General features: G+C 72.6%; 17 protein-coding genes and 3 tRNA genes. 6 read left to right on the forward strand and 14 right to left on the reverse strand.

The annotated features are described in order from the left end of the window. Positions 1–245 precede the first annotated feature (245 nt). Positions 246–455, forward strand: a complete 210-nt coding sequence (locus PVK37_RS07185) for a BldC family transcriptional regulator (protein ID WP_007073996.1) — start codon at positions 246–248, stop codon at positions 453–455. 125 nt (positions 456–580) lie between these two features. On the opposite strand, the gene PVK37_RS07190 is transcribed toward PVK37_RS07185, so the two are convergent. After that, positions 581–1270 carry a glycoside hydrolase family 12 protein gene (locus tag PVK37_RS07190; protein ID WP_275032984.1) on the reverse strand — a complete coding sequence of 230 codons (690 nt, stop codon included), beginning with the start codon at positions 1268–1270 and terminating at the stop codon, positions 581–583. A 192-nt stretch (positions 1271–1462) separates the two neighbouring features. Further along, positions 1463–1864, reverse strand: coding sequence for a PPOX class F420-dependent oxidoreductase (locus tag PVK37_RS07195; RefSeq protein WP_275032985.1), 402 nt, complete (start codon positions 1862–1864; stop codon positions 1463–1465). A 55-nt stretch (positions 1865–1919) separates the two neighbouring features. On the opposite strand from PVK37_RS07195, the gene PVK37_RS07200 reads away from it, so the two are divergent. After that, the gene (locus PVK37_RS07200) at positions 1920–2699 is read left to right on the forward strand and encodes a class I SAM-dependent methyltransferase (RefSeq protein ID WP_275032986.1); all 780 of its coding nucleotides are present in this window, start codon (positions 1920–1922) and stop codon (positions 2697–2699) included. Between the two features lie 25 nt (positions 2700–2724). Here the strand turns inward: PVK37_RS07200 and PVK37_RS07205 are convergent, their stop codons facing one another. Then, complete coding sequence (locus PVK37_RS07205) at positions 2725–3003, reverse strand: hypothetical protein (protein WP_275032987.1); 279 nt, start codon at positions 3001–3003, stop codon at positions 2725–2727. Positions 3004–3095: 92 nt separating this feature from the next. On the opposite strand from PVK37_RS07205, the gene PVK37_RS07210 reads away from it, so the two are divergent. Both PVK37_RS07210 and PVK37_RS07215 read left to right on the forward strand, forming a co-directional pair. Next, positions 3096–3953: a 3-hydroxyacyl-CoA dehydrogenase family protein gene (locus PVK37_RS07210; RefSeq protein ID WP_275032988.1), complete on the forward strand. Its 858-nt coding sequence runs from the start codon at positions 3096–3098 to the stop codon at positions 3951–3953. Continuing rightward, complete coding sequence (locus PVK37_RS07215) at positions 3950–4693, forward strand: enoyl-CoA hydratase/isomerase family protein (protein ID WP_275032989.1); 744 nt, start codon at positions 3950–3952, stop codon at positions 4691–4693. Before PVK37_RS07210 ends, PVK37_RS07215 begins: the two co-directional genes overlap by 4 nt. An 86-nt stretch (positions 4694–4779) precedes the next feature. Here PVK37_RS07215 and PVK37_RS07220 read toward each other — a convergent pair whose 3' ends face one another. Then, positions 4780–6132, reverse strand: coding sequence for an ABC transporter substrate-binding protein (locus PVK37_RS07220; protein ID WP_275032990.1), 1353 nt, complete (start codon positions 6130–6132; stop codon positions 4780–4782). A gap of 171 nt (positions 6133–6303) precedes the next feature. Between PVK37_RS07220 and PVK37_RS07225 the strand changes: the two genes are divergently transcribed. Then, entirely contained in the window at positions 6304–6699 is a 396-nt protein-coding gene (locus PVK37_RS07225; protein WP_275032991.1) for a hypothetical protein, read from the forward strand. A gap of 47 nt (positions 6700–6746) precedes the next feature. Here PVK37_RS07225 and PVK37_RS07230 read toward each other — a convergent pair whose 3' ends face one another. Continuing rightward, entirely contained in the window at positions 6747–7181 is a 435-nt protein-coding gene (locus PVK37_RS07230) for a hypothetical protein (protein ID WP_275032993.1), read from the reverse strand. Between the two features lie 147 nt (positions 7182–7328). On the opposite strand from PVK37_RS07230, the gene PVK37_RS07235 reads away from it, so the two are divergent. Next, entirely contained in the window at positions 7329–8042 is a 714-nt protein-coding gene (locus tag PVK37_RS07235; RefSeq protein WP_275032995.1) for a DUF2786 domain-containing protein, read from the forward strand. Between the two features lie 43 nt (positions 8043–8085). On the opposite strand, the gene PVK37_RS07240 is transcribed toward PVK37_RS07235, so the two are convergent. The 9 genes from PVK37_RS07240 to PVK37_RS07280 all read right to left on the reverse strand — a co-directional run bounded on the left by PVK37_RS07240 (position 8086) and on the right by PVK37_RS07280 (position 14718). Beyond that, on the reverse strand, positions 8086–8604 hold the full coding sequence (locus PVK37_RS07240) for an SRPBCC family protein (protein WP_275032996.1): 519 nt from the start codon (positions 8602–8604) through the stop codon (positions 8086–8088). A gap of 385 nt (positions 8605–8989) precedes the next feature. After that, positions 8990–9063 (reverse strand) — tRNA-Phe (locus PVK37_RS07245). 98 nt (positions 9064–9161) lie between these two features. Continuing rightward, positions 9162–9238: transfer RNA gene (locus PVK37_RS07250), tRNA-Asp, on the reverse strand. Positions 9239–9270: 32 nt separating this feature from the next. Then, positions 9271–9343 (reverse strand) — tRNA-Glu (locus tag PVK37_RS07255). A gap of 154 nt (positions 9344–9497) precedes the next feature. Continuing rightward, positions 9498–10310, reverse strand: a complete 813-nt coding sequence (locus PVK37_RS07260) for a polysaccharide deacetylase family protein (protein ID WP_275032998.1) — start codon at positions 10308–10310, stop codon at positions 9498–9500. Between the two features lie 111 nt (positions 10311–10421). After that, positions 10422–11450 (reverse strand): MerR family transcriptional regulator, encoded by a 1029-nt coding sequence (locus tag PVK37_RS07265; protein WP_275032999.1) that lies wholly within the window; start codon positions 11448–11450, stop codon positions 10422–10424. After that, positions 11440–12051 (reverse strand): isopentenyl-diphosphate Delta-isomerase, encoded by a 612-nt coding sequence (gene idi / locus PVK37_RS07270; protein ID WP_275033000.1) that lies wholly within the window; start codon positions 12049–12051, stop codon positions 11440–11442. The genes PVK37_RS07265 and idi overlap by 11 nt, the downstream gene beginning before the upstream one ends. Beyond that, positions 12038–13531, reverse strand: a complete 1494-nt coding sequence (crtI, locus tag PVK37_RS07275; protein ID WP_275033002.1) for a phytoene desaturase family protein — start codon at positions 13529–13531, stop codon at positions 12038–12040. The genes idi and crtI overlap by 14 nt, the downstream gene beginning before the upstream one ends. 32 nt (positions 13532–13563) lie before the next feature. Next, positions 13564–14718: a polyprenyl synthetase family protein gene (locus PVK37_RS07280; protein WP_275033003.1), complete on the reverse strand. Its 1155-nt coding sequence runs from the start codon at positions 14716–14718 to the stop codon at positions 13564–13566. Positions 14719–14721 lie beyond the last annotated feature (3 nt).

Here is a 14721-nt window from a genome sequence, read left to right on the forward strand (position 1 = left end):
ATCGCCCAGATAGCGCTCCCATTCGGAGCCACCTTCGTAGTTGGCGCATCACGAACCGTGATCATGAGTCCGAATAAGGTAGTTTCTGAGGCATAAAAGTCGTATAAATCGGGCATGGTTCATCCGTCCGTCTAGGGACCTTCGGCCGTTCGGCCCATGTCGGACATCGGGGACTAGCCGGACCATGGGAGACGCGTCGGCCGGCGGGACCCCGGCCGATGTCTATACATGTGGAGGAGTGACCGATGGCATCGCGAACGCACGAACCAGAGCCGCTGCTCACACCGGCCGAGGTGGCGTCGATGTTCCGTGTCGACCCGAAGACCGTGACCCGGTGGGCGAAGGCGGGCAAGCTCAGTGCGATCCGCACCTTGGGCGGGCACCGCCGTTACCGCGAGTCGGAGGTACGCGCCCTGCTCCAGGGGCAGATCCCCCAGCAACGCCAGGGGGACTGACCAGGCGACAGCACAGACGTTTCCCGGATCGGGGCGGTGGACATGGTCCACCGCCCCGATCCGCGTTCCGGGTCCGGCCCGACCGGTGGGGCCCGCCGAGCCGGATCCGGTCGGGCCGTACCGCCTCAGCCGGAGACCGAGAAGCTGTTGGTGACGAAGTCCTTGCCGCCGGCCGAGGACGTGATCTCGTACCCGAGCTGTACGGCGCCGATGGTGACGTCGCCGAACCAGCCGCGCGCCCGGATCCACTCGCACACCGCCCGGATGTCGACGGTGCCGGCGTTGGTGTTACTGGTCCGGACGAACGAGTAGACCTGGTTCGAGCCGTTGCTGCCCCGGTAGACGTTCCAGGTGTGCCCGCCGACCGTGACGGTGGTCTGGAAGCTGCCGAGCGGGCCGACCGGGCCGTACTTGTTCATCCACAGCATGATCTCGTGCGCGTGGTCGCTGCTCCAGATGTCGTACGCGGTGGTGAAGGCGACCCCGCTGGTCGGCACGGTCACATTGAAGCTGCTGGTGACGGGGCCGAGCGCGCTGACCGGGCGGTTGATGTACCGGGTGCCGTTGGGGTAGGACTTGATCCCGCCGGTGTTGGGGTGGTCGGCCCACACGCCCCAGTTGCTGGCCGAGTTGGCCCAGATGGTCTGCGACCCGTGGCCGGAGCCCCAGATGTTGTTGTAGAGGGTGTACGGCCCGCTGGTCCAGGTGCCCCAGCGGTCGCTGGAACTCCAGACCGCGGCCTGGGCCGGGCCGGTCGAGAACGCCAGTGTGAGGGCCAGCGCGAGGACACCGACGGCGGCACGCACGGAACGCATGGCTTACCTCCGGGAGACGGCCGGCACCGGGCCTGCCCGACGAGCCGGCGGGACGGATGTCGCGGGGACGCCGGCCCCGGGGCGGTGGTGGTGGGGGCCGTGGAGGCGACGCCGCTGGCTTACCCTTGGGAAATTTAGTTTGATAACCCAACTAAGTCAAGTGAAGCTGATGTATGTCCTGGGGTGGTGGTGTCAGTCCGTACCCGGGCCGCCGGAAGCGTCCAGGACGACCCGGACCCCGACCGTGCCCCGCTCACCCCGACGCAACCGGCTGCCGAGCAGGGTCAGCCGGCCCATCAGCCGGTACTTCTGCTTGAGCAGCCCCCGGATCCGCTGACTCCCGGCCGGGTCGCAGATCGTCGCGTACCCGGGCACCGCCGGGCCGTGCGGCCGGCCCCGCACGTCACACGGGGCCACCGTCACCGTGCCGTCCCGCCGGATCCGCTTGACCTTGCCGGAGTCGGCGACGGTCCACACCGCCAGGGCGTCACCGTCGCGGACCGCCCAGACCGGGGTCGGCACCGCCCGGCCGTCCCGACGGAACGTGGTGAGCAGGACGTACTTCTCCGCAGCCAGGCGGTCCAGATCAGTCACGTCCGCCACCATACGGCGGTGCGGCCCCGAGGGTGCGCCGGATAGCGTGACGTCCATGACGGACGAACCGCTGCTGGGTGACGTCTTCGGCGAGGTGGTCCGGGACGCGCTCGCGGTGCAGATCGGGACCGGCCGCCGACCGCTGGCCGGCGGCCGGCTGCCCCGACCCGTCATCGAGATCATCGAACGGGACGACGGGTTGATCAACGGCGCGCCGGCCGCGCACTACCTCGCCGGGCCCGAGGACTGGCAGCCGTACGACCACCGGGCGGTGGCCCGGGTCCGGGGCGCGACCCTCGACATCGGGGTCGGGGCCGGCCGGATCGCGCTGCTGCTCCAGGAACGGGGCGTACCGGTGACCGGGCTGGACACCTCACCCGGGGCGCTGGCGGTGAGCCGCCGTCGGGGCGTACGGGACCTGGTGCACGGGACGGTCGACGCGCACGTCCCGGACGGCCGGCGGTACGACACCTTCCTGCTGCTGGGCAACAACCTCGGGCTGCTGGAGGGGCGGGACCGGGCACCGGCCCTACTCGCCGCGCTGGCGGCGCTGGCCCGCCCCGGTGCCCAGGTCATCGCGCAGGGCACCGACCCGTACGGCACCAGCGACCCGGTGCACACCGGCTACCACCAGCGGAACCGGCAGCGGGGGCGGCTGGGCGGGCAGCTCCGGCTGCGGCTGCGGTACCGCGAACTCCGTACCCCCTGGTTCGACTACCTGGTCTGCTCCCCCGGGGAACTCGCCACCCTGGTCGACGGCACCCGGTGGACGCTCGACGACGTCGACGACCGGGACGCCCCGTACTACCTGGCCACCCTCCGGCTCACCGGCTGACGCCCCGCCCCGGTCGCCCCCGGCCTCACACCTGGACGGTCGGCGGGAGCTGGCGGGGCGGGAGGCCACCGTCGCCGTCGACCACCTCGTCCGGGGTGCCGTCCTCGTCGATGTCGACCATGGTGATGTCCACCTTGCCGTCGCCGTCGGTGTCGAACTGGAACAGGTCGGCCTTGCCGTCACCGTCGGTGTCGACCACCCAGACGTCGGTCTTCCCGTCGTTGTTGGTGTCCGCGCGGAGCAGTTCCACCCGCTCGTCGCCGCGGGTCTCCACGGTCTCCTGGGTGCCGGTAACCTCGTTCATCGATCGTCCTTCCCTCGGTTGGGGTGCGCAGTACCCTGATCGTCCGGCCCCCACGCCTGCCCGTACGGGCCAAGCTGCCATAGGGTCGCCACATGAACGATCGTTTTGTCGTCGTCGGGGCCGGCACCATGGGGCTCGGCATCGCGTACGTGGCGGCTGGCGCGGGCCACGCCGTCGAACTGGTCGAGGTGGATCCGGGCCGGGCCGCCGACGCCTCGGCGAAACTCACGTCGCTGTGGGAGCGGACGGTGCAGCGCGGCAAACTCGACGCCGACGAGGCGGCGGCGTGCCGGGACCGGCTGGTGCTGCGGGCCGCGCTCAGCGAGGTGGCCGCCGAGCCGGCCGTGGTGGTCGAGGCCGTACCGGAACGCCCGGAGCTGAAGCGGGCGGTGCTCGCCGAGGCCGCCGCGCTGCGCCCGGCGCTGCTGGGCAGCAACACCTCCAGCATCTCCATCGGTGACCTGGCCGCCGGCCTGGACCGGCCGGAGCGCTTCCTCGGCCTGCACTTCTTCAACCCGGTCTGGGCGATGGCGTTGCTGGAGGTGGTGGTCGGCCCGGCCACCGCGCCGGAGACCACCGACGCGGCCGTCGCGCTCGCCCGTCGGCTGGGCAAGGACCCCGTCGTGGTACGCGACCTGCCCGGCTTCGCCACCTCCCGGCTGGGCGTCACCCTCGGGCTGGAGGCGATCCGGATGGTCGCCGACGGGGTGGCCGCACCCGCCGACATCGACAAGGCGATGGTGCTCGGCTACAAGCACCCGGTCGGGCCGCTGGAGCTGACCGACCTGGTCGGCCTGGACGTGCGCCTCGACATCGCCCGCACCCTCCAGGCCGCGTACGGGGACCGGTTCGCCCCGCCGCCGCTGCTGGTGGAGATGGTGGCGCAGGGCCGGCTCGGGAAGAAGTCCGGCCAGGGCTTCTACCGCTGGGAAGGGGGCGTGAAGCAGTGAGCGGGTTGCGGATCGAGGAACGACCCGACCGGGTGGTGGTCACGCTGGACCGGCCGGAGAAGCGCAACGCCATCGACGCGGAGCTGATCCGGGAACTGCACGAGGTCTGCGCCGACCTGGAGGCCCGGCCCCGGCTGCTGCTGCTCACCGGCGGCAGCGACGGCATCTTCGCCGGCGGGGCGGACATCGGCCAGCTCCGCGAGCGGGGCCGGGTGGACGCGCTCAACGCCATCAACGCGGCGGCCTTCGCCCGGATCCGGGCGCTGCCCCTGCCGACCGTGGCCGCCGTGGACGGTCCGGCGCTGGGCGGCGGCGCGGAACTGGCGTACGCCTGCGACCTGCGGGTGTGTACGGCACGGGCGGTGTTCGGCCAGCCGGAGGTGCGGCTGGGCATCCTGGCCGGCGCGGGCGCCACCCACCGGCTGCCGGCGCTGGTCGGCGAGGCCCGCGCCAAGGAGCTGCTGTTCACCGGGCGGCGGGTGGACGCCGGCGAGGCGCTGCGGATCGGGCTGGTCAACCGGGTGGTGGCGGAACCGGCCGGGCTCCTCGACTGCGCGCACGGGCTGCTCGACGAGATCGCGAAGGGGTCGGCGCTGGCTCTCCGACTGACCAAACTGGCGGTGGACGCCCCGGCTGCGGCCCACCCGCAGCTCGACCTGGTGAGCCAGGCGGTGCTTTTCGAGGACGAGGAGAAGTACCGGCGGATGACCGACTTCCTGGAGAAGCGCCGGCCCCGCTGACCGGCCCGGTGGGGGCCGTTCCCGCCCCCACCGCACACCGGGACACCCACCGGGCCCGGCCGCTTCGACGGGCCCGGTGCTGTCCGTCAGGACTGGATGCGGACGCCCGCGTCGTCCAGGGCCAGGATCACCGCCGCCGACTCGGCGAAACCGATCAGCAGCACGGCGTCCGCGCCGAAGTCCTTGATCTCGCGGGCGCCCGCGCCGAAGTCGACCGGCGGCGACTCGGCGTCCGCCGGCGGATCGTAGGTGAGCAACTTCACCGCGTCCCCGCTGATACCGGCCCGCTCCAGCTCGGCCCGGACGAAGCCCTGCAGGCCCTCGCCGTACGAGTCCTTCCGGGCGACCAGCGCCACCCGGTGCGGCCCGTCCCGCAGGATCACGTCGGCCAGCGCCCGGCCCTGGAGGATGTCCGAGGGGGCGGTACGGAAGAACAGCCCCTTGTCGTCCACCGTGCTCAGGCCGGCGTCGGTGCTCGACGGGGAGAACAGGATCCGGCCGGCCGCCACCACGTCCGGCAGCACCGCCTTGGAGATGCCCGACGCGCCCGCGCCGATGATCACGTGCACGTCCCGCTCGATGTGGGACGCCACGGTGGCCTTGGCGACGGTCGGGTTGGTGCCGTCGTCACCGTCGATCCAGACCACCGGCTCGCCCAGCACGCCACCCGCGGCGTTGATCTCGCGTACCGCCAGGGCGACCCCGGCGGCCAGCGGCGGGTGGGCCAGGGCGAGGGCACCGGTACGCGGCAGCAGACCGCCCAGCACCAGTGGGGCGCCACTGCCGGCGGGAGCCCGGTCGCCACGCTGCCGGTAGCCCTTCGGCGGGGCCTTGGTGCTTGCCGTCGACTCGTCACCGGCCCCGACGAACTCGGTCTTGCCGTCGTTGAGTTTCTGGTCGTCGAAGTGCAGCGTGCCGTAGCTGGCGGTGGCCGGCTCACCGGCGTCGGTGAAGCCGGCCCGGGTCAGCGAGACACTGCGGTACTCGATGTCCCGGCCGGCGCGGGCCAGCTCCAGGCAGCCCGCGGCGTCGTCGCAGCGCTGCCCCTCGTTGGTGACCCCGTTGATCTGCTTGGCGATGGCGGCCGGGGAGGTCGTGCCGGCGAGCTGCGCGGCCAACGCGCTGATCATCACCGCGTCGTACGACTCGGCGGCGTAGAGGAAGTCCGTCAGCTGGGGGTCGACGGACCGCAGCCGCTTCTTGAAGTCCTCCGGCAGCAGGGTCAGCGGCGTCGTGCCCTTCATGCCGTCGACCAGACCGGCCCGGTCCTTCAGCTCACCCGGGTACGAGTTCAGCATGTTGCCGTCGGTGCCGTAGAGGCGCACCTGGGGGGTGTCGGCCTCCTCGGGCTGGTCCGTCGTCCCGCACGCGCCGGTGGCGAACAGGAGCGCCGCGCAGGCCGCCAGTGCGGCTACCCGCGGGCCGCGTGTTACGAGCATGGTCGTCGTCCCCCTCAGGCGAAGGTCCGCTGCGCACATTAGCGTGCCGGTGCGCCCGGCGGGACCGTGGAGGCGGGTCGATGCGCTGGTCCGGGCGCTCCGACACGCAGCGTGCCGGCGTTGTCGACGTTCCGCTTCCGTCACTTGACGCAGTCCCGTACTCTTCGCCGCGTGACCGACGTTCCCCAGCAGATGTTCGACGACGCGGCAGCCGTCCTGCACTCGGCCCTGGCCGGGGACAGCGACGCGGTGAAGGGCACCTTCGACGCCGTGGTGGACCGGTCCGGCGTCGCCGGGGCGTACGGGGTGGCCTGGTGCCTGGCCGCGACGATGGTCGGGGAGGACCTGCCGGCCGGCCCGGCCGCACTCGACTTTCCCGGCATCGACCAGGCGAACTACGACACCCGCTGGGTGGCCCGGTTCCTGAGCGCCTACGCCAACCGCGACCCGGACACCGGGGAGGCGCTGTTCGGCGCGGCCATCGCCGACGGGCTGCTGCCGGACTGCCTGCTCACCCTGGCCGGCTCGGCCGTCGCCACCCTGTACGGCCCGGACCGCCCCGAGTAGGCGGGCCCGGCCCGCCACGTTCAGCCGGCGCGCCCGGCCCGCAGCCATCAGTAGGCGTGGTACGCGGTCAGCGGCTCGTACTGGTAGTAGTTGTTCGAGAAGCGGACCTTGAAGTTGACCCCGTCCCGGACGTTGGTCGCGATCACCGTCCAGCCCGAGTTGGCCGGCAGGTACGTCCAGTAGTTGCAGTTGCCGGTCCGGTCGATGAAGATCACGCAGGCCTGGGTGCTGAACGGGCTGGCGTTGCGGACGTTGATGTCGACGCACCGGCTGGTGGTCCGGTACGGGCCGGCCTGCCCGCCCCAGCCACCGGTCTGAAAGTAGGACCGGCTGGTGGTGCCGTAGCAGGTCGAGGTGGCACCGAGGTTCTGGCCCGGGGCGGTGGCCGCCTCCGGGGTGGGCGCGGCCTGGGCGGCGGTGGGGACCGTGAGCAGCGCGGCGGTCGTGACGCTGGCCAGCAGGGGACCGACCCGGAACGACATCGAGCTTCTCCAACCGTTGGCGGACCGTCGGCGGTTGCGCCGCGCAGCGAGCGTGCGCTTCCGCTCGGTGAAACGTGACGATCGTACTGATCGATGTGCCGGGGCGCTGCCCCGTGCCGTGGCGGCTGGTTGTGATACCTGTGGTGGATGTCCGACGCCATCCTCGCCAAAGTGCGCAAGCTGCTGGCCAAGGCGGAGGACGCGGCCTGCACCCCGGCCGAGTCGGCCGCGTTCACCGCCAAGGCGACCGAACTGATCGCCCGGTACGGGGTCGACCGGGCGCTGCTCGCCGCCCGGGACCCGGCCACCGATCCGGTCGGTGACCGGGTGGTGGACGTCGTGGCCCCGTACGCCCGGGACAAGGTCGACCTGCTCGCCTCGGTCGCCGACCCGCTGCGCTGCCGCTGCGTCCGGCGGCGGCAGGGCAACGGGTTCGCCGTGCACCTCTTCGGCTTCAGCAGTGACCTGGAACGGGTCGAACTGCTCTTCACCTCGCTGCTGGTGCAGGCGGCGCACGGTCTGGCCGGTACGCCGGTGCCGTCCGGTACCCACCCGGGGGCCTACCGCCGCTCCTGGCTGGCCGGTTTCGCCCGGGTGGTCGGGGAACGACTGCGGGCGGCCGAGGCGGACGCGGTCGCCGGGGCGACCGGGCCCGGTGCGCCGTCGGTGGCGTTGGTGCTGGTGGACCGGTCGGAGCGGGTCCGGCAGCGGTTGGCGGAGGTCTACCCCGAGCTGCGTACCGCCGCGCCCCGGCGGCTCGCCGGCACCGGGTACTCCTCCGGGGTGGCGGCGGGACGCCGGGCCGACCTCGGTGGGCGTCCCGTCGCCGAGTCGAGTCGCCGTGCGCTACCGCGCCGTTGAGGTGTCCCGCGTCGGTTCGCCGGACCCGACCGGGCGGGTGGGGTCAGGCCGGCTGCGGGCGGCGGCGGACCGCACCGAGGTAGCGGCTGAGCATCTCGTGCCATCCGGCGGTCAACGCCTGCCGGTAGCCCTCGGCGGCGGTGCCGTGCCGGTCGAAGTGGCGGTGTTCGACCTCGACCCGGGTGCCCCCCGACCCGTCGGCCAGGAACACCACCTCGACCTCGCTGGCCTTGGACGGGTCCGGCACCGGAACCCGGTCCGGACCGATCTGCCAGATGAACACCAACCGGTGCGGCGGGTCCCAGGTGAGGACGCGTCCCCAGTCGGCCCGGAAGCCGTGTGGGCCGATCTCGTAGAGCATGCCGCCGGCCCGGGGCTCGATGCCCAACTCGGTGAGGAAGTCCGGCCCGGACCAGGTGTACTCGGCGACCCACCAGTTGGTCAGATTCGTGAACACCGTGAACGCCTCCGCGGGGGAGGCGGGGACGAGAAGAGTGCTGCGCAGGGAGAACCGGTCGACGTCCTGGCGGACGGCATCCGGCTCGGCGATCTCCTGTCCCATAGGCCCGGACCATACCGGCTGCCGCCGCCCGACGCAGTGACCTTCTTGCACGTGAGGCTGCCCGGCCCGCTGCCGAAACCGGGACAATCATCACCAGAATTCGTCGCGCCACGCTGTCCGTGGGGCGGCCACACCACTCGGTCACAAGTCCGTAAACCAACCCGCCGGTGGGACACCCCAGGGCGGGTCCGGGTGGAACCTGACGCGTCTGTTCCGCTCCCGGGTGTCCCGCCGTGCTCCCCGGCAGCCGCCGGTTCGGTCGGTTTCGCCGGTTCGGCCGGTCGAGTTCGGCCGGGTGCGCGTGGACTACGCCGGCCCGGGGAAAGCAAAACGCCCACCGGCGTTTCCGCTGGCAGGCGTTGCTTTAGCCCGGCGAAAGGCTATGTGGCCAGGGGCGGGGTCGAACCGCCGACCTTCCGATTTTCAGTCGGACGCTCGTACCAACTGAGCTACCTGGCCGTACCCGGGTCATGTTACCCCCGGTGGTGCGTACACCGCCGGATGGGTCATCACCCGCCTACGCAGAACGCCGCGCAGATTACACGCGGCGTCGGCGTTGGCGGTCCTGACGGGACTTGAACCCGCGACCTCCGCCTTGACAGGGCGGCGAGCACTCCAACTGCTCCACAGGACCTAGCTCTTACTGCCTCCGGCCAGGCCGGACCGTGCCCCCAACGGGATTCGAACCCGTGCTACCGCCTTGAAAGGGCGGCGTCCTGGGCCGCTAGACGATGAGGGCGGCCCCGCCATCATTGCACAACTCGCAACTTCTAGCGGACTTGCTCCCATCCGGCCCCGCCGGAGGCTTGGAAAGCATACGTGATGATCGGACGGTCGACCAAATCGGTATGGCCGTCGCCGCGCACCGCCGGGAAACCGCAGGTCAGTACGGGTCAGTTGAGCTTGGCGACGCCGTACCGGCGCTTGATCTCCGCGATCACCTGGGGGCACGCGGCCAGCGTGGCGGCGCGATCCCCGCCCCCGTCGTGCAGCAGGACGACCCCGCCGGGGCGGATACCGGCACGGACCCGCTCCACGATCTTCTTCGCGGGCGGCTTGGCCCAGTCCTGCGGGTCCACGGTCCAATGCAGCGACGTCATGCCGAGATCCTTGGCCACCGCGACCACGGCCGGGGTCCATTTGCCGCCGGGCTGGCGGTAGTAGGAGATCCTGGCTCCCGGCACCACCGCCTTGATGGCCCGGTTCGTCCGGTCGAGGTCGGCGCGGATCTCCGGGGCCGGCCGGGAGCCCAGGTCCACGTCGTGTCGCCAACTGTGGTTGCAGAGCTGGTGCCCCTCCCGCACGATCCGGGCCATCAGCTCGGGATGCCGCTTCACCCTGCTGCCGACCACGCAGAAGGTCGCCGTCACCCGGGCCCTGCGCAACTGGTCCAGCACCTTCGGCGTCCAGACCGGGTCAGGGCCGTCGTCGAAGGTGAGCGCCACCCCCCGGGTGCCCGTGGTCCGGCGCAACCCGGGTGGCAGCGTGCCGGGCTTCGGCTTGGGGCGGGGGCTGGTCCGGGGCGCGGACGGTTCGGCGGTCGGCTTCGGGGCCGGTGTCGACGATTCCGCCGGTTCGGCCGGTTCGGCCGGTCGGGAGAAGATCGGCGCGGGCTGGCCGGCCGAACCTGGCTGGCCGGCGTCGCCGCAGCCGGCCAGAAGCAGGAGCAGGGCGACACCGACCGCGGTCAGGGCGCGTGACGTCATTCTCGTGACTCCCGAGAGGGGTTCGGGTTCGCGGGTCACCCGACGTTACGCGCTGCCCCTCAGCCGGTGACGACCCGGTCGGTCACATTTGTCACGGCCCGACCCGCCACGTCAGGGGGACGATCCTCCCTGCACCTCGTGGACGGCGCGGGCCAGCGAGACGGCCTCGGCCAGGTCGACCGGCCGGATAACCCCGGCGGGCAGCGTGTCGTCCCGCCAACCGGGGCCGGCGGCCAGCACCAGCAGCGGTCGGCGGGGCACCGCGAGCAGCGCGGCGAGCTGGGCCGGGTCGGCGGTCGACCGGATCTGGGACCAGAGCACCACGGCGGCCGGCGCGGTCCGGACGACCGCCTCGACGAGGGCCGCCACCGGGACGCGGGCACCGAGCATCCGGTAGCTGACGCCCGCCTCGGCCAGGGCGGCGGCGAGCGCCTCCAGGGGCAGGGTGTGCTGTTCCTCGTCGGCGCAGGAGAGCAGGATCCGGGCCTCGCCGGTGGGCGGGCTGGTCCGGGAGGCCGCCGCGAACGCCTCGGAGACGCACCGGGAGAACAGGTGTTCCACCTCGATCAGGGCGGACGTCGCGGCGTGCCGTTCACCGATGCCGACGAGCACCGGGCGCAGCAACCCGTCCCAGGTGGCGATGACGCCGTCGGCGGCGATGGCGTCGTCGATGGTCCGGCAGATGGCGACCGAGTCGAGGCGGATCGCGGCGCGGGCCAGCCCGCGCGCGGCCGGCCCGGCCCGGCCGACCGGAATGGTGGTCCCGCCGCCGTCCCGGGCCCCGTTCGAGCCGCGGGCCGCGTTGCCGTCCCGGGCTCCGGTGGAGCCCTGCGTCCCGCCACCTCCCCGGCCCCCGGTGGCACCCCGGGGCGGCGCGGACACCGCCCCGGCGGCCGGGGACAGCACCCCGGCCGGGGACTGTCTGGCCCAGCGGGCCGCCTCGGCCGGGGTGACCCCTTCGGCGGTGAGTTGCCGCATGATCTCCAGCCGGGCGAGGTCCGCCGGGGTGTAACGCCGGTGGTGCCCGGGCACGTGTTCGCTGGGTCCCAGCCCGTAGCGCTGGTGCCAGGTGCGCAACGTGGTGACCGCGACGCCGAGTCGACGCGCCACGGCCCCCGCGCTCAGCGCTTCATCGGCCACCCGACCGCTCCGACGCGTCGTCCGCCGGAGTACCGGAGGGGACCCCGTTCCGGCCGGGGATGGGCCCACCGGGACGCAGCAGGCGGTTCACCACTCCACCGAGCCACGGCGCGTACGCGCGGGGGTCGGCGTCGAGGTCGTTCTCCAGGTGGACCGGGTCCACCCAACGCAGCTCGGCGACCTCGGTCGGGTCCGGCCGGAGCGGGACGTCGGCCGGCACCTCGGCGCGCAGTACGTGGTCGTACTCGAACTCGACCCGACCGGTGGCCGGGTCCTCGGCGTAGTAGACGTAGACACCGACCTCGGTGAGGGGGAACGGGCCGGTGCCGAGTTCCTCGGCCAGCCGTTTGTTGGCCGCCTCGGCGAGCGACTCGCCGGGCGCCGGATGGCCGCAGCAGGAGTTCGCCCAGCGCAGCGGGAAGCGGGTCTTGACGGTGGCCCGCCGTTGCAGCAGCACCCGGCCGTCCGGGGCGACCAGCAGCACCGAGAAGGCGCGGTGCAGCTGCCCGGGTGGCTGGTGTGCCTGGGCGACGCTGACCGCGCCGAGCGGGGTACCGGCGTCGTCGACCAGCTCGACCAGGTGGGCCTCACGGGAGGTCACGGCTGACACCTCCGGTGATCCGGCCGGCGGCGAGCTTGCCGGAGATGAGAACCATGGGTACGCCGACCCCGGGCTGGGTGCCTGATCCTACGAAAACCACGTTGGACAGTGTGCGGTGCAGGTTCGAGGGGCGGAACGGCCCGGTCTGGAACAGGCTGTGTGCCGAGGCGAACGGGGTGCCGGCGGCCATCCCCTGGTCGGCCCATTCGGCCGGGGTGACGATCTCGCAGACCTCGACCCCGTCGGCGAAGCCCCGGTAGCCGCGTTCCTCCAGGGTGTCCATCAGCTCGTCCGCGTACCGTCGGGCCAGGCCGCCGCGCCAGTCGAAGGGGGCGCGGTCGAGGTTCGGCACCGGGGCGAGCACGTAGTAGGTGTGCCGGCCGGCGGGCGCGACCGACGGGTCGGTCCGGCTCGGGTTGGTGACCAGCAGCGACGGGTCGCTCATCAGCTCACCGCGCCGGATCACCTCGTCGAAGGTGCCCTTCCAGGCCCGCCCGAAGTGGATGTTGTGGTGGGCGATCTTCGAGTACCCCTGCTTGGAGCCGACGTGCAGCACCACGCAGGACGGGGAGTAGGTCAGCCGGCGCTGACGGGCCGGCGGGAGCAGGTCACGGTAGGCGACCGGCAGGTCCGGGTTGAGGACCACCACGTCGGCCGCGATCCGCTCGCCGTCGGCGGTGAGCACCCCGGTGGCCCGGCCGTTGGCGGTCTCCACCCGGGTGACGGTGGTGCCGTACCGGATCTGGACGCCGTGCTTCTCGGCGGCGCCGGCCATGCCGCGCGAGACGGCGTGGATGCCGCCGCGCGGGAAGTAGACCCCGGCCACCGAGTCCAGGTACGCGATGACCGCGTAGATGGCCAGCGCGTCGTGTGGCGCGAGGCCGGCGTACATGGCCTGGAAGGAGAAGATCCGCTGGGTACGCGGGTCCTTGAAGAACTGGTTGATCTTGGTCTGGAGGCGACGGAACGCCCCACCGGCCAGCAGCTTCAGCAGGTTGCCGGTGATCAGGTCGGTCGGCGCGTCCAGGTTCCGCTCGATGAAGTCGGCCCGTTCCAGCCGCCACAGCTCCCGGGCGTAGTCGACGAAGCGGAGGTACCCGTCGGCCTCCTGCGGACCGCACACCTTGGAGATCTCGGCGGCCATCCGGGTGGTGTCGGTGATGACGTCCAGCGTCGAGCCGTCCGGGTAGTACGCCCGGTACGCCGGGTCGAGCGGGGTCAGCTCCATCCAGTCCCGCAGCTCCTCGCCGACCGCCCCGAGCGCCTCGGCGATCAGGTCGGGCATGGTGAGCACGGTCGGGCCGGTGTCGAACTCGTACCCCTGCACGCCCAGCCGGCCGGCCCGGCCACCGGGCACCGCCTCGCGTTCCAGCACGGTCACCTGCCGGCCGCTGCCGGCCAGGTGCAACGCGCAGGCCAGGCCGCCGAGACCAGCGCCGACGACCACGACGTGATCGGTACGTCCGTTCACGGTCCGCATGGCGGACCCCCTCCCTCGGAAGTGACTGCTCATCATGCCCAACGGTGGGTGGCGGCGGTGGCCAGGCCGGTCAGCGCCGACCGGGCCGTCTCGTCGATCGGGGCGGACCCGAGCGCGGCCAGCGCCTCGGCGACCCGATCGGAGATCATCTGCTCGACCTGCCCGACCGCGCCGGTCGCCGCGACCACCTCGGTGAGTTCGGCGACGTCATCCTCGTCCATGGCGGTCCCGGCCCGGTCCAGCAGGGCGCGCTGGGCGGGGGTGGCGAGCTGCCGGGCCACCATCAGCAGGGCGGTCGGCTTGCCGCTGCGCAGGTCGTCACCGGCGGGTTTGCCGGTGACGACCGGGTCGCCGTAGACGCCGAGCAGGTCGTCGCAGAGCTGGAACGCCTCGCCGACGGCCAGCCCGTAGCGGGTGTACGCGGCGACCAGGGGTTCGTCCGCGCTGGCCCCGGCCAGGCAGGCCCCGAACAGCAGCGGACGCTGCACGGTGTAGCTGGCGGTCTTGTAGCGGGCCACCCGGAGCGCCCGGTCCAGCGACCAGGTGGCCGCCTCGCTCTCGCCGAGCACGTCGAGGTACTGCCCGGCGACGGTCTCCACCCGCATCTGGTCGTAGCAGCGCCGGGTCTCCAGCAGCCCGGCCGGGGACAGCCCGGCGCGGGAGATCAGCCGGTCGGCCCAGACCAGGCAGAGGTCACCGATCAGGACGGCGACCGCCTCGCCGAACCGGTCCGGGTCGCCGCGCCGACCGGCGGCGCGGTGCTGGTCGGCCACCGCCCGGTGCGCGGTGGGCCGGCCGCGCCGGGTGGCGGAGGAGTCCATCACGTCGTCGTGTACCAGGGCGAAGGTGTGCAGCAGCTCCAGCGCCGAGAGGGCGGGCAGCACCGGGGCCAGGTCGGCCTCCGCGCCGGCGACGCCGCGCCAGCCCCAGTACGCGAAGGTCGGGCGGATCCGTTTGCCACCGGCGAGTACGTGGTCGCGGGCGGTCGCGGCGAATCCACCCATCGCCGCGTCGATTTCGGTCAGTGAGTCGATCTCGATGGCCAGGAACGCGTCGAGCGTCTGTTCGACGGCGGTGACCAGGTCCTTGGTGTAGGCAGCGAGAACAGCGGTGACCGGGTCGTCGCCTCCCGCCGGCCGGATCGTCGCCGTGCGGAGCACATTGCCTGCAACTGCGTCGTTGGCCATGTG

It is taken from the genome of Micromonospora cathayae (assembly GCF_028993575.1).
Classification (GTDB): Bacteria; Actinomycetota; Actinomycetes; order Mycobacteriales; family Micromonosporaceae; genus Micromonospora; species Micromonospora cathayae.